Raw genomic sequence first — 23,424 nt, forward strand, 5'->3', positions numbered from 1 at the left:
TGGCTTTATCTTAGGGTGTCTTTGCTGTTTTGTATATTGTATACAATCCCGAACGGTAGATAATCCTCGGTAAGCGTATTCCTGCTTATCGGCGCAAAGTAGCACGATTTAGCTGGTCGTTCTATAATTCGACTGAGCTATTCAAGCGAAACGTATTTAATTTTAGAAATATACCGTTAAGGAACACAAGCTCATGGAAACGCTCAGAAGGCCCCTGAAGGACCACGTATACGACTATATTTCGAGCCGTATTGACGCCGGCGAGTTGTCCGCCGGCGACCGGCTGAGCGAGCAAGCGATCTGCGATGCCATGGGCGTGTCGCGCACGCCGGTCCGCGAGGCGCTCATCCAGCTGGCAAGCGATGGCTACCTGGACAATCTCCCCCGCCGCGGATTCCGCGTCCGTGGGTTCGATCAGCAAAACGCCGTTGAAGTCTTTGAGATTATGGGGCCGCTCGACGGGCAGGCCGCATATCTCGCCTGTCCGAATCTAACTGACGACGATATTACGCAGCTGAAATTTCTCGTCGGCTCCATGGACCTCGCGATCCAAGGCGGTCTCATCCGTAAGTATGACGACATTCAGCGAGACTTTCACCTTACGTACTTCAACCGCTGTGGCAACGACCGTCTGCGCGATATGATCTCGCAGCTCGAGCGTTGCTTTATCAAGCGCGATTACGAGACTGTTGACCAGGAGACGGCGTGTAAGCTGCTCAATAAAGCCAACAACGAACATGCTCATATTCTTGAGTTGTTCGAAGCACGAGATGCGACGGGCGTGCGCGACTACGTTCGCGATGTCCATTGGAACACGGAAAACGCCCAGTTCACCGTCTGGTAGAAATACAACAAGGAAAGCCATCAGACGCCCATCTCACGAGAGTGGATAATCCCCCTTTTTTGTCGAAAAGCAGACCAAAAAATGGGAGATTATCCACTCTCGTGCTGCGCGGTCTAGAAACCGTGGCGCTCCAGGAAACGGAAGGCTAGGCGAATCCAAGGACGGACCGCCACCTGCTTGTCCTCGTTGTCGACCGCGGTATTGGCGTTACCGAGCGAAAGGCCGTGGCCACCCTGGTCAAAGACGTGCGTCTCGCATGCAACACCCTCCTCGGCCATGCGCTGCGCAAACGGGTAGACCTGCGCGACCGGCGCCGTCTTATCGTCCGAAACGCCCCACACAAAGGTCGGGGGCATCTGGCGCGAAACGTGCGTGGTAGGGCAAATGTCGGTCAGGTGCTCATCGGTCGCCTCGCCGCCCGTCACCATCGACAGATAGTCGTTGAGCAAATCGCGCCCTGTCTTGCCACCCGTCTTGGGCACGCGCAGGTCGATGCGCGGGTCGCGCGTCTGCATATCGCGCACATAGGCAAGGTCGAGCAACGGATAGCCCAGCACCACGGCGTCGGGACGAATATCCTCCGGACGAGCCCCGGCAAGGCCCGCGAAGGGTCCGGTCTTCCACTGCGTTGCCAACGAGGCGCAGATCATGCCGCCCGCCGAGAAACCCACGATGCACACGCGCTTGGGATCGACATGCCACTCGTCGGCGTTGGCGCGCACGGTAGCGACCATCTTGGCGAGGTCCGCCTGCGGGTGCGGAAAGCTCACGTCGCCCGTGGCGCTCGTCACATAGTTGAGCACAAAGGCCTGGTAGCCGCGGTCCAAAAACGCAAACGCCACCGGGTCCTGCTCGTGCGGAGCGATATGCGTAAACCCGCCTCCGCCGCAGATGATCACCGCGGGGCGGCGGCCATTGGGCTTGTCGGGCAGCGGCTCGGCACCCAAATACGTAAACGTCGCCGGATATTCCTCGGTCGGCTCCTCGCCCCACAGTGCATGGTTCTCGACAATCATATGTGCTCCCTTCGCGCAATTCGTGCGCACTATTTTTCCGCTCTCAAGCGTACCCCAGTTGGGCCCAGGGCGCAGAAACACTCCCGCAATAAGTTCACCTTCAACTGATATATCACATAATCCCAGCTCAGCGCTATCGTTTCACAGCGTAAAATAGGAGCGCTGACCGTGCCGGGAAACACATACGAAACGTTTCCGGCTTCATTACACGCGTGCCATATGCGCGCTTAATACGTTGGAGGCAACTATGGGTCTGCTCGATTCGCTTAAGTCCACCTTCACCTCGACCGGCGAGGCGTCCGTTCCGCCCGCAGCAAGCTTCGCCACCCGCGAAGGCGTCATCTATGCCCCCGTCAACGGCGTGCTCGTCAGCCTGGACGAGGTTCCCGACGAGACGATCGCCTCGGGCATGCTTGGCCAGGGCTATGGCATCGAGCCCATTACCGGCACCATCTATGCGCCCGCCAACGGCCGCATCGGCGCCACCACTGTCACCAACCACTCCATCGGCATGATTACCGAGGACGGTCTGCGCGTATTCATCCATGTTGGCCTGGGCACCGTGGAAATGAACGGCAAGGGTTTTGCCCGCTTTGTCGAGATGGGCGATGTGGTCAAGGCCGGCCAGCCGCTCATCAGCTTCGATCGCGAGGCCATCAAGGCCGCCGGCCACGAGGACATCGTGACCGTCATCGTCTCCGAGCTCGATCGTCTTAAGAGCATCGACCATGTCGGCGAGTCTGGAACGCTTATCGGCGGCAACCCGCTCGTCAAGCTTGGCGACCCGCTGCTGGTTGCCAAGACCAAGTAGCTAGGCCCCGCGCCACACAACCAAAAGGCACCTCGTCAAGCGCCCGCGACCATTTGGCCGCGGGCGCTTTTCGTTTGAAAAACCATCCCGCCAATGCCTTATCTGTATAGCCCAAATGAGCCGAGCTGCTAGAATATCGAACTGTATGGATAACTATCATTCAACCGTTATGGGAGGATACGTGAACCGCACCAAAATCGCGCAGCTCTATGTCGATGCCGAGTCGCTCGGCGGCCAGACCGTCACCGTTGCCGGCTGGGTCAAGTCCGTCCGCGACATGAAGAACTTTGGCTTTGTTACGCTCAACGACGGCAGCTGCTTCCGCGACCTGCAGGTCGTCATGAACCGCGAGGCGCTCGACAACTACGACGAGATCGCCCATCAAAACGTCTCGGCCGCACTCATTTGCACCGGCACCGTCAAGCTGACCCCCGATGCACCCCAGCCTTTCGAGCTTTCTGCCACCTCCATCGAGGTCGAGGGCGTCAGCGCCCCGGATTACCCGCTGCAGAAGAAGCGCGCAACCGTCGAGTTCCTGCGCACCCAGCAGCACCTGCGCCCGCGCACCAACCTGTTCCGTGCCGTGTTCCGCATCCGTTCTGTCGCGGCTGCCGCCATCCACCGCTTCTTCCAGGAGCAGGGCTTTGTCTACGTCAACACCCCTATCATCACCACGAGTGATTGCGAGGGCGCCGGCGAGATGTTCCGCGTGACCACGCTCGACCCCAAAAATCCGCCCCTCACCGAGTCCGGCGAGGTCGACTGGAGCCAAGACTTCTTTGGCAAGCACGCGAGCCTCACCGTGTCCGGCCAGCTCAATGCCGAGAACTTTGCCATGGCCTTTGGCGACGTGTACACCTTTGGCCCCACCTTCCGCGCCGAAAACTCCAACACCACGCGCCACGCCGCCGAGTTTTGGATGATCGAGCCCGAGATGGCCTTTGCCGACCTTAACGACTACATGGATAACGCCGAGGCCATGCTCAAGTACGTCCTTAAGGACGTCATGGCAACCTGCCCCGACGAGCTCAATATGCTCAACAAGTTTGTGGACAAGGGTCTGCTCGAGCGCCTGGACCACGTGGCAAACTCCGACTTTGCCCGCGTCACCTATACCGAGGCCATCGAAATCCTGGAGCAGGCCGTCGCCGCCGGTCACAAGTTTGACTATCCCGTGAGCTGGGGCATCGACCTGCAGACCGAGCACGAGCGCTTCCTGACCGAGGAGCACTTTAAGCGACCGACTTTTGTGACCGACTATCCGGCCGAGATCAAGGCGTTCTACATGCGCATGAACGAGGACGGCAAGACCGTCGCCGCCGCCGACTGCCTGGTTCCCGGTATCGGCGAGATTATCGGCGGCTCCCAGCGCGAGGAGCGCCTGGATCTGCTCGAAGCCCGCATCAAGGACCTGGGCATGAATCCCGAGCAGTACAAGTACTACCTTGACCTGCGCCGCTACGGTTCCTGCAAGCACGCCGGCTACGGTCTGGGCTTCGAGCGCTTGGTCATGTATCTGACCGGTGTGGGCAACATCCGCGACGTCCTGCCGCACCCGCGCACCGTGGGCAACGCCGACTTCTAATCGCCACAGCGCCACCAAACGCGTTCCAGCGCATCACGCCAGCGCCTCTCGGCAAGCCGAGGGGCGCTTTTTTCAACAGCATCCGTCAAGCTTTTGGCAAGTTTTTGGTCAGTTGGGCAGGGCTGTTGAAAACTCGACCCGCCGCTTGCCGACGGCTACCGACCGCCCAGGGCGTCCTGCGCCCCTGGGAAAGCCCCTCGTCCTAGGCTCCATACCGTCGCCACCCAAAACGGAAAGGACGTGGGCGCCATGACCGAAACCGCTGTTGAAACTTACGAGACCACGACGAGGGGCGCCGCCTCGATGGCAGCCTATCGCGCCGTTCGCATCCTGCAACTATTGAGCGAAAACACCGGTGAGGACAAGGCCATGCTTTCCGATGAGTTGATCCGGCGCCTCGCCCATCCCGACGACCCCGCCCGCATGCCCATCTCGGCGGCGCGGCGCAGCATCTACACCGCCATCTCCGCACTTCGCCATGCTGGATACGAAATTGAGTACAAGCGCGGCGTGGGGTATCGGCTCTTGACCCGTCCGCTCACCGACGAAGAAATCATCCGACTCCACGGCATGGTCATGCGCAACCGCTCTACGCCCATCGCCATTCGAAAAAGCATGGCGCAGCACCTGGTCGCCATGGCGAGTGCCGACGTTCGCGGCTACCTCGATGCACCCGAGCCTGCTCCAAGCGCAGGCGGCAAATCCACCAAGGCCACACGCACGCCCGTCAAGCGCATCGATGCCTGCGAGCTCATCGAGCAGGCCATCGACCACGGAACCACGGTGAGTTTTGATATTTCGAGTGTCACGGCACGCGGAGAGGTCGAAGTGGCACGGATGACACTCCGGCCCTTTGCCATCAAGCAACGAGACGGCATCTCGTATTTGCTGGGAACGGTCTATGACGCGCGAGGCGCCGATGACACGTTGCGTACCGTTGAGATCGGCCGCATGAGAAACGTCACCACACGTCTCCTCGACGGCAAGAAGCTCTTCGCCGCCCTGGACGAGGACGACGCCGCCTCCGCCGCATAAGACCCTCCGCCGCCCATTCGACTACCCGTACCGCCCATCCGATTCTGTATTAAAAAACCCGCCAGGCTGTTGTAAAAATGGACATCAGCGCTACTATAGTCCCACTTGCACTTTGTCCCAGTGCAGTGTTTCCAGCCATTTTTATACTGGGGGTAATGATATGAAGGACATCACCATCAGCCGCAGGAGCCTTCTGGTCTCCGCCGGCCTGCTCGCGCTCGCCCCGCTCGCCGGATGCGGCGGCAACTCTGGTTCCGGCTCTGCTGCCGCCGGTTCCGACTACACCATCGGCGTTCTGCAGCTCACCGAGCACTCCGCACTCGACGCCGCCAACGATGGCTTTGTCAAGGCCATCAAGGAGAGCGGCCTTAAGGTCAAGATCGACCAGAAGAACGCTCAGAACGACCAGTCCACGTGTAAGTCCATTGCCGACAAGTTTGTGGGCGACAACGTCAACCTGATTTATGCCATCGCCACGCCCGCCGCGCAGGCTGCCGCCGGCGCCACGGCCGATATCCCCATCGTGGGCTGTGCCATCACCGACTACGCCGCCTCCGGCCTGGTCCAGGACAACGACAAGCCCGGCACCAACGTCACGGGCGCTTCCGACCTCACCCCAGTCGCCGAGCAGCTCGAGATGATGCAGAAGGTCCTGCCCGACGTTAAAAAGGTCGGCCTGCTCTACTGCACCGCCGAGTCCAACTCCGACGTCCAGATCAAAGCCGCCAAGAAGGAGCTCAACAAGCTGGGCCTCGAGTACACCGATTTCACCGTCTCGAGCTCCAACGAGATTCAGTCCGTCGTCGAGTCCTCCGTGGGCAAGGTCGACGCGCTGTACTCCCCCACTGACAACACCATCGCCGCGGGCGCTTCGCAGGTCGGCCAGATCTGCAAGGAGAATAAGCTCCCCTTCGTGACCGGCGAGGAGGGTATGTGCATGGCCGGCGGCCTGTTCACCCTCTCCATCAACTATAAGGACCTGGGCTACGCCGCGGGCGAGATGGCCGTTAAGATCCTGAAGGGCGAGGCCAAGCCCGAGGATATGCCGATCAAGCACCTCTCGAGCAAGGACCTGGTCGTCGTCAAGAACGACGAGATGGCCGAGGCTCTGGGTATCGACCTTTCCGCTCTGGACGAGTAGCGCCATGCGCGGTAACGCGTCTAGGGCCCGCACGCGCGCCACAGCCGCGTTATTCAATATCTGAGTCCTTGGGGCGAACGCTAAAGACCGGCGTTCGCCCTGCTTGTTTCGGATGAGACAAAACATCCGTCCGCAGCTCTTTTATGCATTGGTACCGCTATTATGGAAAATCACGTGTCCACCCTATCCTAGGAGGTATGAAGCATGCTCATTGCATTGCAGGGCGCCGTTTCGCAGGGCGTCCTCTGGGGCATTATGGTGCTTGGCGTGTTTATCACGTTCCGCCTGCTCGACATCCCCGATATGACCTGCGACGGCAGCTTTGCCCTCGGCGGCTGTGTCTGCGCCGTACTCATCGTCAACAATAACGTCGACCCCTTGCTCGCCGTGCTGGCCGGCATGTGCGCCGGCGCCATCGCGGGCGCCGTCACGGGCATCTTGACCACCGTCTTTGAGATTCCCGCAATCCTCGCCGGAATCCTTACGCAGATCAGTCTGTGGTCCATCAACCTGCGCATCATGGGCAAGTCCAACACGCCCATCCTTGCCAAGGGCACTATCTTCTCATCCGTCAGCAACATGACGGGCCTGCCGCAGTCCACTGTTGCCATTATCCTAGGCATTGTGCTGGCCGTGGCCATCGTCGCCATCCTGTACTGGTTCTTTGGCACCGAGATCGGCTCGGCGCTGCGTGCCACCGGCAACAACGAGTACATGATCCGCGCCCTAGGCGTCAACACCAACTCCACCAAAATGATCGCCCTCGTGCTCTCCAACGCCCTCATTGGCCTTTCGGGTGCGCTCATCTGCCAGAGCCAGAAGTATGCCGACATTGGCATGGGTACCGGCGCCATCGTTATCGGTCTTGCCGCCATCGTCATCGGCGAGGTGCTCGGCCGCCTGCTGCCCGGCGGTCTCACGCAGTTCTCCGTCCGTCTGGCCTCCGCCGTCTTTGGCTCCGTGGTGTACTTCCTCATCCGCGCCATCGTGCTGCAACTGGGCATGGACGCCAACGACATGAAGCTGCTCTCCGCCGTGATCGTCGCCGTGGCCCTGTGCGTTCCCGTGGTTTGGGAGCGCTATAAGCTCCGCAGCTCCTACACGAAGGGAGATGAGGCAGATGCTTAAGCTCTCGCACGTCAAGAAGACCTTTAACAAGGGCACCGTCACCGAGAAGCGCGCGCTCACCGGCGTCGACCTTACCCTCAACGACGGCGACTTTGTAACTGTGATCGGCGGCAACGGCGCCGGCAAATCCACGCTGCTCAACATGATTGCCGGCGTATATCCGCTCGATTCGGGCGTTATCGAGCTCGACGGCACCGACATCTCGCGCCTGAGCGAGTCGCAGCGCGCCAAGTACCTGGGCCGCGTGTTCCAGGATCCCATGCGCGGCACCGCAGCCGACATGCAGATTGCCGAGAACTTGGCCCTCGCCAAGCGTCGCGGCCAGCGTCGCGGCCTTTCGTGGGGCGTCACCAAGGCCGAGAAGGACGAGTACGTTGAGTTGCTCAAGCGCCTGGACCTTGGCCTGGACACGCGCCTCAACGCCAAGGTCGGCCTGCTTTCGGGTGGCCAGCGCCAGGCACTCACGCTGCTCATGGCCACGCTCACCAAGCCGCGCTTGCTGCTGCTCGACGAGCACACCGCGGCACTCGACCCCAAGACCGCCTCTAAGGTGCTCAATCTGACCGAGGAGATTGTCGACGAGAACCACCTGACCACGCTCATGGTCACGCACAACATGAATGACGCCATCCGTCTGGGCAATCGCCTGATCATGATGCACGAGGGCCACGTTATCTACGACGTGGCGGGCGACGAGAAGAAGTCGCTCACCGTCGCCGACCTGCTGCAGAAGTTCGAGGAGGTCTCGGGCGGCGAGCTCGCCAACGACCGCATGCTGCTGAGCTAAAACCTGCCAATAAGGGACAGGTTTATTTTGGCAGGTTTTATCTGCGCAAACGTCAAAACCGCCGCAAAGGAACAGATACCTTTGCGACGGTTTTCGCATATTATGTCGATAATCCGATATTCAACCAGACTTTCTGGCTAAGGACTAAGGAAACTGCCATGAAAAGACTCCCCCGCCTTGCGTTAGCCGCCGCGTTGTTTGCCGGCTCGCTCGCAGGCATCCCAAGCCTCGCTTTCGCGGGGAACCTGCCCGCCGCTATTGACGGCTCCGTGGCCGTCATGCACACCAACGATATCCACGGCAGCTACAAGTACAGCTACAACGCAAGCAAGGGCACCGGCACTGTGGGCTTTGACGGACTGGCGGTTCTCTATAGCGCCCAAAGCAGCGCCCCCGATCTTTTGCTCGATGCGGGCGATACCTTCCACGGGCAGTCCTTTGCCACCATGAGCGAGGGTAAGAGCATCGCCGAGCTCATGGACACCTTCTATGCAGACGGCTACGACGCGACCACGCCGGGCAACCACGACTGGAGCTACGGCGCGGACAAGCTCCGCACCATGACCGGCTACAGCCCCACCGGCACGCCCTTCGCCATGCTCTGCGCGAACGCGAAGTCTACGAGCGGCGTATGGAGCTCGAGTATCACCAAGACGCTCGATCGCACCTGGGAGGATAGCGAAGATCACTCCACATTCGACTACAAAATCAAGGTCGGCGTCGTGGGTGCCATGGATGAGTCGCTGGAATCCTCGCTGCGCGCGGACCTGGTCGCGGGTACGTCGTTCTCGAGTGCCGCGAACGCCATCAATGCCGAGGCCAAGCGACTGCGCGAGACAGAGGGCTGCAACGTTGTCGTCTGTATCGCGCACACGCTCAACGCCAAGACCTTTGCTGCAAAGCTCGTTGGGGTCGATGCACTGGTCGCGGGCCACGAGCACATCAACTTAGACGAAAACGTGACGGGGGCTGACGGCAAGTCGGTCCGCGTCGTCGAAGCGGGCAGCGCCTTTGCCGAGGTGGGGCTGCTTTCCATTCCGTACAAGTACGACACGAATGGCACCGAGACGACCGACGATGACACGGTCACGGTCCCTGCAGACGGCAGTGACGAGAAGCTCTACACCGCCAAGAACGTCAACGACCTTTTGGCAGACCCCGACAAGGGCTCCGACTACCAAAGCCGCCTTGAAGCCGTCCGCAACAAGATCAAGCCGCTCGACGAGGCCTTTGAAAACGAATCGAACAAGGTGCTCGGCACATCCACCACCAACTATTTCTACGGCGAGGACGCCGCAGGCACGCATGGTTGGGAAATGGTGCGCACCACCGATTTCCGCCCCAGCAAGGAGGGCGACACCACCAAGGCCCAGACCATCGACCATGTGATCTGCGGCTCCTATCTTGACCTGACGGGCGCAGACCTCGCTATCGAAAACGCGGGTGGCATCCGCGGCGGCATCGCTGCAGGCGATGTGACCGCAGGCAACGTCATCGCTATCTCGCCCTACGGCAACACCGTGGAGACCTGGACCATGACCGGTGCGGACTTCCTCGCAGCGCTCGAGCACTCGCTGCAGATCAGCGACGAGTGCAATCACAGCTACGAGCTTCAGCAAGCCTACGTAGCGGCCGGCCACACCGAGCAGGAGGCGCAAGACATGTACAAGTGGCGCGACGACTCCGGCAGCGTCCTTTCCTTCGGCGGAATCAACGTGACAATCGATTGGACGCAGCCCGAAGGCAAACGCATCGTGAGCGCCACGCTCACCAAGGATGGCAGCACGCTCGACCCCGCCAAGACCTACACCGTCGCCACCAACAACTACATCATTACCAACACGACCGACTTCCCCACCTTCGCACACGCCACCAAGCGCACCGAGTGGGGCACGTGTGAGGCGGCGCTGAGGGCGCTGATTGGGCAAAACGGCTGGGAGAGCAAGATGGCCGGACTCGCCGGCACCATCAGCTTTGGCTCCGCTGCCGTGGACGCCACGCCCACACCGGCCCCGACGCCTGAGCCCTCGCCTAAGACGGACGCGACGACCACGAAGGTCATCACCAAGAAGACGACCGGCAAGCTCGCCGCAACGGGAGACCGCACGCTGGCAGTAGTTGGCACGTGCCTTATCGGCGGCATCATCGTCATCATTCTCGGCATTATCTGGAAGCGTCGACGCTAAGCTACACCGCCGGGCCTTGCAGCCCCGCCGCATAAACCTTATATCGAGCACAGAAGCCCGTACGAATTTGATCGGACGGGCTTCTTGGTGGGTATCATGGTTGGATGATCATGAGGAGGTTTCCCTACATGGAATTGTTTGAGCCAATTCTTCATTTCTTTGCACAACGATGGGTCCACAACATCATCTGGGCCGGTATCTTGGCCATCGGCACCGCCGTTGCCGCCAAAATCGCGTCCAAGACCCTGCACCACCTGCTTAACCGCGATGATAACCCGCTCCCAGCATCGAGCATCTTCATCAACATCACACGCGCCGTCATCTGGATGATCGGCGGCAGCTTTATCCTCGACAACTGTTTTGGCATTAATGCAAACGCGCTCGTCGCCGCTCTTGGCGTCGGCGGCATCGCCATCTCGCTCGGCTTTCAGGACACGCTGTCGAACCTTATCGGCGGTATGCAGGTGACCTTCATGGGCATCATCAAGCCCGGCGACAATATCGAGGTCGGCGGCGTGTCGGGCGTGGTCCAAGACATCACCTGGCGCCACACGACCATCGAGGATGCCTGCGGGCAGACCATCATTGTGCCCAACTCCAACATCTCCAAGAACACGCTCGTGCATTTGATGCCCTTTGGGCGCGTGGCCGTGCCCGTTGCCGTAAAGGACACGTCTAAGTGGGCTTCTCTTGACGCGCTGGCAGACGAGCTCACGAGCGCAACCAAAACGGCCGTCTCGCCCATCTCGGGCTTTGACAAGGAGCCCTACATACTCTTTAGCGAAATCGGCGACTTTGGCATCAAAGGAAAGATCATCTTTATCGTCAGCGACGACAGCACTACTTTCACGGCAGCCGACGCCTGCATCCGCGCCATCGCCCCTATCATCGCCTAACCCGCCAAAAAGGGACAGGCGCCTTTGTGGTGGTTTTCATTCGTGGTACCATGGTTTATATAGTTGTTTAAACGACTAAGGGAGCAACATCATGGAAGAGGCCTATCGTCAAGCACGCAAGCGCGGCGAGCAAGGACGTCGACGCGCCATTAGCCAAAGCGAGCATCCATACCTTACGGACCTCGACAGTTTGGTTGCTCAGCTCCCCTTAGGTCAGCGAGAGAATGTCGGCCTGCGGGATATTCCGCTCGAAATGGTCATCGGCACGGTCACCAAAGGCCGTCAGTCCGCCTTTTCGTGTAACTTTATGCCCCTGCTTCCGTTTAACACCGAGTTCGCCCGCAAGTGGTCCAACCTCTACGACATCCAGGTAACCGAGGGCTATCGCGACCCCATCATCGTCACCGAGTTTATGCATCGGTTCTATGTCCAGGAAGGCAACAAACGCGTCAGTGTCCTCAAATTCCTGGACGCTCCAACGGTTTCGGTCAGGGTCACCCGTCTCTACCCCGGCACATGGGATTCCGTCGAAAGCCGCCTGTACGGCGAGTTCTGCGCGTTTTGGCGCGTCTGCCCCCTATACGAGATCGAGTTCTCGCGTGAGGGAAGCTACGAGACGCTCGCCAAGATGCTCGGTCAGAACCTTATCGAAAAATGGCCGCAGAAAAAGGTCGACTACCTGCGCCACACCTTCCTGCTCTTTAAGCGCGCCTACCTTCGCGCAGGCGGCGACCACCTGGACATTACGCCCGCCGACGCCATGCTCGTCTACCTCAATGTGTACAACCAGGACCGCCTGCTGGATACGCCGACGGATATCGTCGTAAACCGCCTGTGCAAGATTTGGCGCGAGCTGGTCATTGCCGGCAAAAATGACGAGGACAAGGTCGATCTTGTCGAAGCGCCGAGCGTCGATGAGGAGGAGTCGCCCGCCAAGTCCACCTCCGGTGTGCTCAACTTCTTTATGGGCAAGACCGTCTACTCGGCGGCCAACCCCCTGCGCATCGCCTTTATCCATGAGTTCCCCTGTGCGACGTCGAGCTGGGACAGCCTGCACGACCAAGGGCGTCAGTATCTCGATGAGCACTTTGGCGGTATCGTGCGCACCGAGGCGTTCGAGGACTGTCACGATCCGGACGTGTTCTACGCCGCCGTGGAAACGGCTGTCAAACATGGAGCAAACGTCATCTTCTCGACCTCGCACCGCCTGATGGAATACACGCTCAGGGCTGCCGTTGAGTATCCCCGGGTTCGGTTCCTCAACTGCTCTATCGGCCTTCCCCATCAAAGCGTCCGTTCGTACTTTGGCAAGATGTACGAAGCCAAGTTTCTCCTGGGCGCCCTTGCCGCCAGCATGGCGGACAACCACCGCATCGGTTACCACGCGTCGGTCTTCGCCTCGGGCGCACTCAGCGAGATCAACGCCTTTGCGATTGGCGCCTCGCTGCTCGACCCCCGTGCGCAAATTATCCTGACCTGGGGTGATGTGCCCGCTGGAGGTCTCGCCGAGGCCATGTGCCGCGAAGGCGTGAGCGTCATGACCGGCGCTGACATGTCAAAGTCGCTCGAAGACCCTACGGCCTACGGACTCCACCGCCTGGTCGATGGCAAGGTTTCCGACATCGCCATGCCCGTATGGAACTGGGGCCGTTACTACGAGCTCATCGTTCGCAGCCTTCTGCACGGCACGTGGGACGAGACCAGCGACGACAACCAAGTGCGCGCCGTCAACTACTGGTACGGCATGAGCTCCGGCGTTATCGACATCCGTTACGCTCCGGGCCTACCCTACCAGACGCGCAAACTCGTGCAGTTGCTCCGCAACGGCATTGTCGAGGGCTCCATCAACCCCTTTGGCGGCGAGCTCCACAGCCAGAACGGCGTGGTACAGATCGAAGGCTTCCCTCCGCTGCCGAGCACGCAGATTGTCGAGATGAATTGGCTAGCTGACAACGTGGTAGGCACCATTCCGCAGCTCGACGATGAGCCGAAAGTCCCTGTCCTATGAAAATCCTTGCCATAGCCGATACCGAAGAACGATGCCTTTGGGAGTGCTTTCGCAAGGAACGCTTTGAGGGCGTCGACCTGATTTTGTCCGCCGGCGATCTGGACCCGGACTATCTTGAGTTTTTGGTCACGGTCATCAACAAACCGCTCATCTACGTGCGCGGCAATCACGATGACCGCTACGCACGTCATGCACCGGGCGGATGTATCTGCGTAGAAGACAGCGTGTACACGTACCGAGGGATTCGAATTGCGGGCCTTGGCGGGTCCATGCGTTATCGCGACGGCGCCAACATGTACACCGAACGCGAGATGTCCAAGCGCATGCGTAAGCTGTCGCGTAAGGTTAGGATGGTCGGCGGGTGCGACATTCTGCTTACCCATGCACCCGCCGCCGGTATGGGCGATCTGGATGATCTACCGCATCGAGGATTCGAATGCTTTAACACGGCACTCGAATCCTGGAATCCCGACTACATGGTGCACGGGCATGTGCACCAAAGCTACGGTTGCGAATTTCAGCGCGAGCGTCAGCACGCATGCGGGGCAACGATCATCAACGCCTGCGGCTATACGCAGTTTGAACTCGACGAGACGCGCTACCCCATCCGTGGCTGGCAAGCAGCCTGGCTCAATTCGCAAACCATGCGCCGCGAGCTCAAGCGCCACGAGGCCATCGAGTCCTCAACCGCCAGAACCCCCTGGTAACCACCACAAAGGGGACACCGTCCCCTTTGTGGTGCTTTTGACGCGATAGCAAGAAACCCGGTCCTGCACAAGGCAGAACCGGGTTTCTTTAGCAATGCTTGCTTTGCTCAGGCAGTAACTATTAGTTACTCAGCCAGGAAGTCGCGCTGGATAGCGGGATCGACCTTGACGCCAGGGCCCATGGTGGAAGACACGGAGATGGACTTGACGTACTTGCCCTTAGCAGAAGAGGGCTTGACGCGCAGGATCTCGGTGTACAGGGCAGCGTAGTTCTCGACGAGCTGCTGCTCGGTGAAGGACTTCTTGCCCAGGGGCACGTGGCAGATGCCGTAGCGGTCGGCGCGGTACTCAACGCGGCCAGCCTTGAGCTCGGAGACCATCTTGGCGACGTCCATGGTCACGGTGCCGAGCTTGGGGTTCGGCATGAGGCCACGGGGACCAAGGATCTTACCGATGCGGCCAACCTTGGCCATCATGTTCGGCGTAGCGATAGCGGCGTCGAAGTTGATCTCGCCCTTCTGAATCTGGGCGACAAGCTCGTCGGAACCGATGATGTCGGCGCCGGCAGCCTCAGCCTCGCGGGCCTTCTCGCCCTCGGCGAAGACGGCAACACGAACGGTCTTGCCGGTGCCGTGGGGCAGGGAGATGGAACCACGGATGTTCTGGTCAGCCTTACGAGTATCGATGCCCAGACGGAAGTGGGCCTCGACGGTCTCGTCGAACTTGGCGGTGTCGAGCTCCTTAATGAGCTTGGCAGCCTGAAGGGGGGTGTAGAGCGTGGCGCGATCGATCTTCTCGGCAGCGGCGTTATAGCTCTTACCATGCTTAGCCATGTGCATTACCTCCTGTGGTTAAACGGGCGTGAGCCCTCCCACATCGTATCGTGTGCCCTATTGCACACATTTAACGGGCGCCCCGGTCGGAGCACCCGTCGTTACCATAAGAAATCGCTACTCAGCGATGGTGACGCCCATGGAACGGGCGGTACCGGCGATGATCTTCTTGGCGGCGTCAATGTCGTTGGCATTGAGGTCCGGCATCTTGATCTCGGCGATCTTGGTGAGCTGCTCCTGGGAGAGCTGACCAACCTTGTCGGCCTGGGGCTTAGCGGAACCAGACTTGAGGTTCAGCTCCTTCTTGATGAGGTGAGCCGCCGGCGGGGTCTTGGTGATGAAGGAGAAGGACTTATCCTCGTAGACAGAGATCTCAACGGGGATGATGTCGCCCTTCTTGTCCTGCGTCTCGGCGTTAAAGGCCTGGCAGAACTGCATGATGTTCACGCCAGCAGCGCCCAGAGCGGGGCCGACGGGAGGAGCGGGGTTAGCTGCACCAGCAGGAATCTGGAGCTTAATGACGTTGGCAACCTTCTTCTCAGCCATGGTCATTCCTTTCGAATCACGAGTGTGAAGTACTTGCTATATCGTAAGCACGCACGTGTTAGAAGCACTCCTGAGATGAGCAGTCACAGAAGAAGCACGCTCGCGCGAACGGACGAAAACTTAAGCGATGACAGCGACCTGGTTAAAGTCGAGCTCGACCGGCGTCTCGCGGCCAAAGATCATCAGCGTGACCTTGAGCTTGCCAGCCTCGGTGTTAACCTCGGAGACCTTGCCATCAAAGTCGGTAAGCGGGCCATCGGTGACGCGGACGGACGTGCCGACCTGAATATCAACCGAGGTGCGCTTGGGCGAATCGCCCTTACCGGGACGACGAGTCATCTTGTTGTACTCGTCGCGGGAAAGCGGAGCGGGCTTGCCGTTGCCGCCTAGGAAACCGGTGACGCCGGGCGTGTTGCGAACACACGTCCACGCATCGTCATCCATCTCCATGCGAACCAGGACATAACCCGGAAAGATCTTAGAATCCTTGGTCTCGCGCTTGCCACCCTCTTTGATCTCGGTGACGCGCTCCATAGGAATCTCGATATCAAAGATACGGTCCTGCATGCCCATGGTCTCGATACGATGCTCGAGATCGGACTTAACGCGGTTCTCGTATCCAGAGTAAGTGTGAACGACGTACCAACGCTTAGACATGGTTTAGCCCCTCAATCCAGAGAACAGAGCAAGAGCCTCGCCAAAGCCAGCATCGAGCAGAGCGATGACGACGCCGACGACGATCAGAGAAGCGCAAACGACGACCGAGTAGTTCACGAGCTCCTTCTTATCGGGCCACGTGACACGCTTCATCTCGGACTTCACCGAAGCGAAATACTTCTTGGTGCGGGCGAAGAAACCAGGCTTCTCGTTCTTCTTGGACTTCGCAGCCTTCTCGTTCTTCTTGGCAACGGCCTTCTTGGCCTCAACCTTGGAGTTGGCGGCAGCGTTATTGGCAGGTGCCGGCTGCTGAGCCTTCTTCTTGTTCTTCTTGTTGGCCATTTGGGTTACCTCCGCGCAATGCGCTTATACATGAGTAAACCGTAAGCCCCCAATTGGGAGCTTACGGAATAATGACTGGCACGCCAGGAAGGACTCGAACCCTCAACACTCGGTTTTGGAGACCGATGCTCTACCAATTGAACTACTGGCGTATATGACTAAAGACTAGCGAGTCTCTTTGTGCAGCGTGTGGTGACGGCACCAGGGGCAATACTTCTTGATCTCCATACGATCAGGCATGTTCGACTTGTTCTTGGTGGTCGTATAGTTGCGGCGCTTGCACTCAGTGCACGCAAGAGTAACTAGAGTACGCATTTATCCTGAACCTTTCATTTCCGCCCCGTACGGGCACGAGTTGATACTTTATCAGCTCTACGTAAGTGCTGTCAACGAAAACCTCGAGTCAATTGGTTCTCGGTGGATCCATTCATATTTGAAACACATCAATGGAGCCAACGAGATCTAATCGACGGTGTACCCAGAACCATTATCGATCCTCTCGACACCAGCAACGGCTCAATATCCATTGCAGAAAAGAACCCGGCACCCAAATAAGTGCCGGGTTCTCTAAGTCAGCTATATCAAAGAGCTAATTTACTCAATGATCGTGGAGACGATGCCCGAACCGACGGTGTGGCCACCCTCGCGGATAGCGAAGCGCAGGCCCTCCTCCATGGCGATCGGGTGGATGAGGTCGCCCTCGATGGTGATGTGGTCACCAGGCATAGCCATCTCGGTGCCCTCGGGGAGCTTGACCGTACCGGTAACGTCGGTGGTACGGAAGTAGAACTGAGGACGATAACCATCGAAGAACGGGGTGTGACGGCCGCCCTCCTCCTTGGTCAGAACGTAGATCTCGCCGGTGAACTTGGTGTGCGGGGTAACCGAACCGGGCTTGCAGAGAACCTGGCCGCGCTCGATGTCCTCACGCTTGATGCCACGGAGCAGCAGACCGACGTTGTCGCCAGCCTCGCAGAAGTCCATGGACTTACGGAACATCTCGATACCGGTAACAACGGTGTTCTGGGTATCCTTGATGCCGACGATCTCGACGGGCTCGTTGAGCTTGAGCTCACCGCGCTCGACACGGCCGGTAGCAACGGTACCACGGCCGGAGATGGTCATAACGTCCTCAACGGCCATCAGGAACGGGAGGTCGTTGTTACGAGCAGGCGTCGGGATGTACTCGTCGACAGCGTTCATGAGCTCGCGGATAGCGTCCATCCACTTGGCGTCGCCCTCGAGAGCGCCCAGAGCGGAACCACGGATGACGGGGATGTCGTCGCCGGGGAAATCGTACTCGGAGAGGAGCTCACGGGTCTCCATCTCGACGAGGTCGATGAGCTCGTCATCGTCGACCATGTCGCACTTGTTCAGGAAGACGACGATGTAGGGAACGCCGACCTGACGGGCGAGCAGGATGTGCTCGCGGGTCTGAGCCATGGGGCCGTCGGTAGCGGCGATGACCAGGATAGCGCCGTCCATCTGAGCAGCACCGGAGATCATGTTCTTGACGTAGTCAGCGTGGCCCGGGCAGTCAACGTGAGCGTAGTGACGGGAAGCGGTCTCGTACTCGACGTGGGAGACGGAAATCGTAATGCCGCGCTCGCGCTCCTCGGGAGCCTTGTCGATGTTCTCGAACGCAGTGAAGTCAGCCTTGCAGCCCTCGGTCTCGGAGAGAACCTTGGTGATGGCAGCGGTCAGCGTGGTCTTGCCGTGGTCGACGTGACCAATGGTGCCGATGTTAACATGCGGCTTAGTGCGCTCAAACTTCTCTTTGGCCATAAAGCCCTCCTCTAAACAGGTCGTCCCCGGACGGGACTTTGCCTTTATACCATAGTGGCCTCTCAACATACTATTGAGAAGCCACCGTGTTACCTATGGTAGCGGTGACTGGATTCGAACCAGTGACGCCACGGGTATGAACCGTGTGCTCTAACCAACTGAGCTACACCGCCGGATGGAGCCTGCAACCAGACTTGAACTGGTGACCTCTTCGTTACCAACGAAGTGCTCTACCGACTGAGCTATACAGGCACTTGACGGGTGGGAGCTATAGGATTCGAACCTATGTAGGCAGAGCCAACGGGTTTACAGCCCGTCCCCATTAACCACTCGGGCAAACTCCCAATCGTTCAAGTATCCGCAGGTTCTTTGGTCTTTTGGACCGCCGCCCCCGCGAACGAAAAAGATAATACGATGCAACCTTGGGGGCTGTCAACGAAAACCTCTAGATACACGGTTCCGGGCGTATCTATATAGCCGTGACCTGCGGTTTTGCTGAGTTTGATTATGTGGAGTGATGAATTTGGCAATGCTGGCGTCATTTCCCAAGGGCACACTTTGGCGTGATGGAGTATGTCTGCAGTCTCGACCCTCGATAACGGATCCCTTGCGCTTATTACATAGGTCGTGATCGGCCTTCACCGGCACAATTCAGCGTGGATTTTCTCCCGTTTGACATCGAGCGTGGATAATCTCCCGCTTTTGGCGTGTTTCTGAGGCCAAAGTGGCAGATTATCCACGCTCATTCTCTAGGCGGGAGAACTATAGAGCCGAACTACTCGGGCCAGGCCAAAGTAGACCCATAGAGCGGCTCCCCCTTGGTGCAGGGGTAGCGACTCAAGTAACACGACGATAGCAAGTCGAAGAAATAAGTCATGGCATATTTCGAATAAACACCGAGTCGGTCAATTCCGTTTCCCGCATTACCAAGACGATATACACGGTCAAAAGACCTCGATTTGTCATCGTTGCTAAACGCAGTAATTAGAATCTTCCTGCCCGAACGGCAATCAAGATACTCACGTGCCTGTGACGCAAATAGCCCGGAGACCGATACGAGAATTATCAATGACTGCGAAACGTCTCCCATGTTTTTCAATTCCGCGACGTTAGCCCCAGCAACTATGCGAACTATCTTGCCCGCATAAAACATTTCCTGCTGAAATCGTACGAGATTGGCGCTCACATTATTGGTGCACCAGATTTCAACGTTTTTATGGCCATCAATTTCGTCGGCAAGGTGCTTAATAGCGATATCGGACACGCCGCTTTCAACCTCAGCGAACATCTCGATCATGCGAACGTCGAGCTCTGCCCTGTACTCCTCGTAGCCAAATTCCTCCTCTCGATGGCTTAAGTCGCTTGGAAAGACTGATTGAGTAAATGATTCTTTCAAATCGCTAAGAGACTGGTAGCCCAATCGATTGCAGAAACGACGAACAGCGGAACGGGTCACGAATGCATCGCGGGTTATTGCGGCAACATTGATTTCGCTCGAACGCCTAATGTGAGCGATGAGATATCGAGCGATGGCGGCATCGTTTGACCCAAACTCGCTGTTGATGATTGAGCTAATGCGATTGAGCACATCGAAGTCATTGATATTCACGTGATCCCTCTTTCCGCTCTCCTCGAAATCATGGTTCATTTATTGAATCAAACAGCTTTGGTCGTTCTCCTATGATTCAAATCAGTTGACGTCATCTTAATCGTAATTCCGCCACACGTATCCACCGTGTTGAATGATGGAAAGGGGATTCATGGACAACGTGAACAACATGCCGTTTCTCTGGGGTTCCGCCACGGCGTCTTATCAGTGCGAGGGTGCCTGGAACGAAGACGGCAAAGGCCTTGGCGAGTGGGATTTCTTTAGCCACACAAGCAATAAGAACATCAACCATGTTGACGGTGATGTATCTTGCGACTTCTACCATCGCTATGAAGAAGATATCCGCATGATGAAAGAAGGCGGACAAAACACTTATCGCTTCTCTCTTTCATGGAGTCGAATCATCCCCACGGGTATCGGCGAAGTGAATGAAGAGGGTATCGATTTTTATAATCGGGTCATTGATTGTTGCCTCGAAAATGGCATAGAGCCCAACGTTACGCTGTTCCATTACGATCTACCATTCACGCTTGCTTGCAAAGGCGGATGGCTGAACAACGACATGGCAGAGTGGTTCTGCAAATACGCCAAGATTTGCTTTGAGCGCTTTGGAGACCGCGTCAAAATCTGGGCTACCGTTAACGAGCCGCATTTCTACAGCTACTGCGTAAACATGTTGGGCAACTATCCCCCCAATCGATCGCTCGACGTTCAGTCGTACATGCAGTTTCAGTACAACCTGATGCGCGCGAGCGCACTCGCAGTCCGAACATATCATCAAATGGGCTACGACGGCATCATCGGCGCCGTCCACGATGGCGGCGTTGTCGAACTCGACCCGGCAACCGAGCACCCTGATGACGTATTTCGATACGCAGACTTTTTCGCCAATCGCATGATTCTGGCACCAGCGCTTCAGGGTCAACTGCCGCCAGAAATGGACGAAATCCTTGAAAAACTTGGCGTCTCGCTCTATCGATCCCCAAATGACGTAGAAGAATTCAGAGACGGTAAAGTCGATTTTATTGGACTCAACGTGTATTGCCGAGAGTATGTAACCGACTGGCACGGTGGAGAGCTTGCCGTTTCGGCGAACAATAAGGGCGGTTCGAGCAAAAAGGTCGAAGGAAAATGCATTGCGCCCTTGTTTGAAAGCGCCCGCGACAGCAATGTTCCCCGCAATAAATGGGGCCGCGAAATACTCCCAGGTTGCATGTATTCAACCATCATGGATGTCCACGAGCGCTATGACGCGCCCCGCATCTTTATTACGGAAAACGGACATGGCGCCTATGAGCAACCAGACGCAGACGGAATGATCCACGATGATGACCGCATCGAGCTTCTGGGCCAGTTCATCGAGCACATGATGAGGGCTAAGCGCGACGGCGCGCGCGTTGAGGGCTACTACCTCTGGTCGACGATGGATCTGTATAGCTGGATAAACGGCTACGAAAAACGATACGGACTTGTCCATATCGACTTCGAGAACAATCTGGAGCGCACCCCCAAAAAGAGCTGGTATTGGTACCGAGACCTTATCTCGAAGTATCAGGAGCAGGAAGGTTAGGAGAAAGAGATGAAATATCACGCAATGTCCGAAACAGTCCTAAAGGCTGTTGGCGGCAGAGAGAACATTACATCGGTAACTCATTGTGCGACGCGCCTTCGCATCGACGCACGAGACACCTCGATCATCGATCTCCAGCTCGCCAAATCGGCCGATCAGGCGCTCGGGGCAGTAGTCAGCGGTGGCCAGCTTCAGGTGATCATCGGCCCCAACGTCACCGAGGCTTACAACGACTTCCTCGACTTCGCGGGAATCGAAGTCGGCGGTGGCACGGTTGCCGACGATGCCCAAACCGCCAAAGACCTTGCAGAAGGCATTAAAAGCGGTAACACCGCCATGGGCTTGATTGAGAAATTCGGGAACGTCTCTGCACAGGTATTCATGCCCATCGTCCCGGCGCTCATCGTTGGCGGACTCATTCTTTCGATCAAGAATCTCCTGGTCAATTATTGCGGATTGAGCACCGATAGCGGAACCGCCCAGGTCCTGTTGGCGATCTTTAGCGCTTCGTTTAGCTTCTTACCCGTTTATCTTGGTTATCAGCTCACGGCCGTCATGAAGATGCAGCCCATCATGGGCGCATTGCTGGGCGCGATCATGATCAGCTCGTCCATTAGCGGTGCCGAGGGTCTCGACTTTCTTGGTATTCCCATCCCGACGAACGACTATTCGAGTACGGTAGTGCCCATCGTACTGGGCGTTGTATTCATGTACTTTGTCGACCGCGGCCTTCAGAAGATCATTCCCGACGTTACCAAACTGTTCTTGAAGCCGCTGCTCACCATGATCATCGTCGTGCCCGTCGAGCTTATTATCCTTGGCCCCGCCGGCAGCATGATGGGCTACGCGCTGAGCGATGCCGTCACGTGGCTTATGGACAACGTGGCATTTATCGCTACTCCGATCCTGGCAGCCCTTAACCCCTATTTCGTCATGCTCGGTCTCGATAAGGCTTACATCGCAATCGAAGTTACGAGCCTGGCGCAGCTCGGTTGGGCACCCATTATCTTTGGATTCATCTCGAACCTCTGCATTGGCGGCACGAGCCTCGCCCTGGCAACTGCCATGAAGGGAAACAAAGAGAAGAGGGGTATGGTCACCACGGTTGCCGTCACCGCACTCTGTGGCGTAACCGAGCCCGCGTTCTACGGTTGCCTCATCGAGCGTCCCCGCCTGCTTGTCGGCACGGCAATCGGCGCGCTCTGCGCTGGACTCCCTGCAGGCATCTTTGTTCTGAAAGAGTATGTTGCGGGAGCATGCCCCGGCCTTCTTTCGGCACTCATCTTTATCGCTCCCGATGGGTCCATGGGTAACTTCGTGCTGGCATGCGTTGTCGCCATCATCGCCATCGTCGTCTCCTTCATCGCTGCACGCGTGATCATCAAGAAGAACCCCAGCTATATTGAGTAGATGCCCGCTGTTTGTATTGGGGACATCCTCGGCAGACCATTAGCAAGAACCCAAGAAGTTCCTTAGGAGCTCGATTAATCCATTCGGATTCCTGAGGCACAAACGACCCCGATTCCACAATGAAATCGGGGTCGTTGTTTCTAAAGCCGTCGATAGACAATCGGTGTTTACCTTAGCTCCCTATCCAAGTTAATTATCCACGCTCGTTCTCCGGTCGGGAGATTTTCTTCGCTCGCGTATCCAGAAATCCACGCTCGAGCAGGACATCCAGATCCGCGCCCGCCCTTGTCTCGATCTGTAACAGCAAGAGGCCTATTCCGCTTCTACATGTTACAGATCAAGATATTCCTAAAACACCCTAAGTTTCATCTCAATCTGTAACAGTTAGATGCCGAATATCGGTCTTGGTGTTACAGATTTAGACAAACTGGAGGACGAGACAAACCAAAAACGGGATGGGCGCTAACCCGATGGCGCACCACCTAAATAGAAACGGGCTCTGTCCCATATAGAGACAGAGCCCGAAAC

At 57.7% G+C, this 23,424-nt stretch carries 21 protein-coding genes and 4 tRNA genes; 13 read left to right on the plus strand and 12 right to left on the minus strand.

All coding sequences use genetic code 11. The features are described from left to right. Positions 1–193: 193 nt before the first annotated feature. The gene (locus tag DW233_RS01390; RefSeq protein WP_117775869.1) at positions 194–844 is read left to right on the plus strand and encodes a GntR family transcriptional regulator; all 651 of its coding nucleotides are present in this window, start codon (positions 194–196) and stop codon (positions 842–844) included. Between the two features lie 113 nt (positions 845–957). On the opposite strand, the gene DW233_RS01395 is transcribed toward DW233_RS01390, so the two are convergent. Beyond that, positions 958–1,860: an alpha/beta hydrolase gene (locus DW233_RS01395; protein WP_117736551.1), complete on the minus strand. Its 903-nt coding sequence runs from the start codon at positions 1,858–1,860 to the stop codon at positions 958–960. A gap of 247 nt (positions 1,861–2,107) precedes the next feature. On the opposite strand from DW233_RS01395, the gene DW233_RS01400 reads away from it, so the two are divergent. The 10 genes from DW233_RS01400 to DW233_RS01445 all read left to right on the plus strand — a co-directional run bounded on the left by DW233_RS01400 (position 2,108) and on the right by DW233_RS01445 (position 14,144). After that, a complete protein-coding gene (locus DW233_RS01400; protein WP_118266321.1) occupies positions 2,108–2,671 on the plus strand; it encodes a PTS glucose transporter subunit IIA in 564 nt (187 codons plus the stop codon). Positions 2,672–2,852: 181 nt separating this feature from the next. Beyond that, positions 2,853–4,256 carry an asparagine--tRNA ligase gene (asnS, locus tag DW233_RS01405; RefSeq protein ID WP_117736592.1) on the plus strand — a complete coding sequence of 468 codons (1,404 nt, stop codon included), beginning with the start codon at positions 2,853–2,855 and terminating at the stop codon, positions 4,254–4,256. Positions 4,257–4,505: 249 nt separating this feature from the next. After that, the gene (locus DW233_RS01410) at positions 4,506–5,291 is read left to right on the plus strand and encodes a hypothetical protein (protein ID WP_117736550.1); all 786 of its coding nucleotides are present in this window, start codon (positions 4,506–4,508) and stop codon (positions 5,289–5,291) included. 160 nt (positions 5,292–5,451) lie between these two features. After that, the gene (locus DW233_RS01415; RefSeq protein WP_117799698.1) at positions 5,452–6,432 is read left to right on the plus strand and encodes an ABC transporter substrate-binding protein; all 981 of its coding nucleotides are present in this window, start codon (positions 5,452–5,454) and stop codon (positions 6,430–6,432) included. A 204-nt stretch (positions 6,433–6,636) separates the two neighbouring features. Further along, positions 6,637–7,560: an ABC transporter permease gene (locus tag DW233_RS01420; RefSeq protein WP_117655043.1), complete on the plus strand. Its 924-nt coding sequence runs from the start codon at positions 6,637–6,639 to the stop codon at positions 7,558–7,560. Next, positions 7,553–8,347, plus strand: coding sequence for an ABC transporter ATP-binding protein (locus tag DW233_RS01425; protein ID WP_022093887.1), 795 nt, complete (start codon positions 7,553–7,555; stop codon positions 8,345–8,347). Before DW233_RS01420 ends, DW233_RS01425 begins: the two co-directional genes overlap by 8 nt. Positions 8,348–8,505: 158 nt before the next feature. Beyond that, positions 8,506–10,533: a bifunctional UDP-sugar hydrolase/5'-nucleotidase gene (locus DW233_RS01430; protein WP_118266323.1), complete on the plus strand. Its 2,028-nt coding sequence runs from the start codon at positions 8,506–8,508 to the stop codon at positions 10,531–10,533. Between the two features lie 128 nt (positions 10,534–10,661). Then, positions 10,662–11,429 (plus strand): mechanosensitive ion channel family protein, encoded by a 768-nt coding sequence (locus DW233_RS01435; protein ID WP_118266324.1) that lies wholly within the window; start codon positions 10,662–10,664, stop codon positions 11,427–11,429. Between the two features lie 91 nt (positions 11,430–11,520). After that, positions 11,521–13,437: a BMP family ABC transporter substrate-binding protein gene (locus DW233_RS01440; protein ID WP_118266326.1), complete on the plus strand. Its 1,917-nt coding sequence runs from the start codon at positions 11,521–11,523 to the stop codon at positions 13,435–13,437. Then, positions 13,434–14,144, plus strand: a complete 711-nt coding sequence (locus tag DW233_RS01445) for a metallophosphoesterase (RefSeq protein WP_118266328.1) — start codon at positions 13,434–13,436, stop codon at positions 14,142–14,144. The genes DW233_RS01440 and DW233_RS01445 overlap by 4 nt, the downstream gene beginning before the upstream one ends. Before the next feature lie 125 nt (positions 14,145–14,269). Here the strand turns inward: DW233_RS01445 and rplA are convergent, their stop codons facing one another. The 11 genes from rplA to DW233_RS01500 form a co-directional block, all read right to left on the minus strand. Next, entirely contained in the window at positions 14,270–14,977 is a 708-nt protein-coding gene (rplA, locus tag DW233_RS01450; protein WP_117736544.1) for a 50S ribosomal protein L1, read from the minus strand. 117 nt (positions 14,978–15,094) lie between these two features. Next, positions 15,095–15,523: a 50S ribosomal protein L11 gene (rplK, locus tag DW233_RS01455; RefSeq protein ID WP_022093893.1), complete on the minus strand. Its 429-nt coding sequence runs from the start codon at positions 15,521–15,523 to the stop codon at positions 15,095–15,097. Between the two features lie 120 nt (positions 15,524–15,643). Further along, a complete protein-coding gene (nusG, locus tag DW233_RS01460) occupies positions 15,644–16,180 on the minus strand; it encodes a transcription termination/antitermination protein NusG (protein ID WP_006234984.1) in 537 nt (178 codons plus the stop codon). Positions 16,181–16,183: 3 nt separating this feature from the next. Further along, complete coding sequence (gene secE / locus DW233_RS01465) at positions 16,184–16,522, minus strand: preprotein translocase subunit SecE (RefSeq protein ID WP_117583102.1); 339 nt, start codon at positions 16,520–16,522, stop codon at positions 16,184–16,186. A 76-nt stretch (positions 16,523–16,598) separates the two neighbouring features. Then, a tRNA-Trp gene (locus DW233_RS01470) sits at positions 16,599–16,674 on the minus strand. A 13-nt stretch (positions 16,675–16,687) separates the two neighbouring features. Continuing rightward, the gene (gene rpmG, locus DW233_RS01475) at positions 16,688–16,837 is read right to left on the minus strand and encodes a 50S ribosomal protein L33 (RefSeq protein ID WP_117655047.1); all 150 of its coding nucleotides are present in this window, start codon (positions 16,835–16,837) and stop codon (positions 16,688–16,690) included. A 279-nt stretch (positions 16,838–17,116) separates the two neighbouring features. Then, complete coding sequence (gene tuf, locus DW233_RS01480) at positions 17,117–18,307, minus strand: elongation factor Tu (protein WP_089572520.1); 1,191 nt, start codon at positions 18,305–18,307, stop codon at positions 17,117–17,119. A 96-nt stretch (positions 18,308–18,403) separates the two neighbouring features. Then, positions 18,404–18,480: transfer RNA gene (locus DW233_RS01485), tRNA-Met, on the minus strand. Between the two features lie 3 nt (positions 18,481–18,483). After that, positions 18,484–18,559 (minus strand) — tRNA-Thr (locus tag DW233_RS01490). 10 nt (positions 18,560–18,569) lie between these two features. Continuing rightward, positions 18,570–18,651: transfer RNA gene (locus tag DW233_RS01495), tRNA-Tyr, on the minus strand. 431 nt (positions 18,652–19,082) lie between these two features. Continuing rightward, positions 19,083–19,916: a MurR/RpiR family transcriptional regulator gene (locus DW233_RS01500; RefSeq protein ID WP_158550121.1), complete on the minus strand. Its 834-nt coding sequence runs from the start codon at positions 19,914–19,916 to the stop codon at positions 19,083–19,085. 151 nt (positions 19,917–20,067) lie between these two features. On the opposite strand from DW233_RS01500, the gene DW233_RS01505 reads away from it, so the two are divergent. Continuing rightward, positions 20,068–21,486, plus strand: coding sequence for a glycoside hydrolase family 1 protein (locus tag DW233_RS01505; RefSeq protein WP_117736541.1), 1,419 nt, complete (start codon positions 20,068–20,070; stop codon positions 21,484–21,486). 9 nt (positions 21,487–21,495) lie between these two features. Continuing rightward, complete coding sequence (locus DW233_RS01510) at positions 21,496–22,896, plus strand: PTS transporter subunit EIIC (protein WP_118266330.1); 1,401 nt, start codon at positions 21,496–21,498, stop codon at positions 22,894–22,896. Positions 22,897–23,424 lie beyond the last annotated feature (528 nt).

This window comes from Collinsella sp. AM20-15AC, assembly GCF_003471405.1.
Classification (GTDB): Bacteria; Actinomycetota; Coriobacteriia; order Coriobacteriales; family Coriobacteriaceae; genus Collinsella.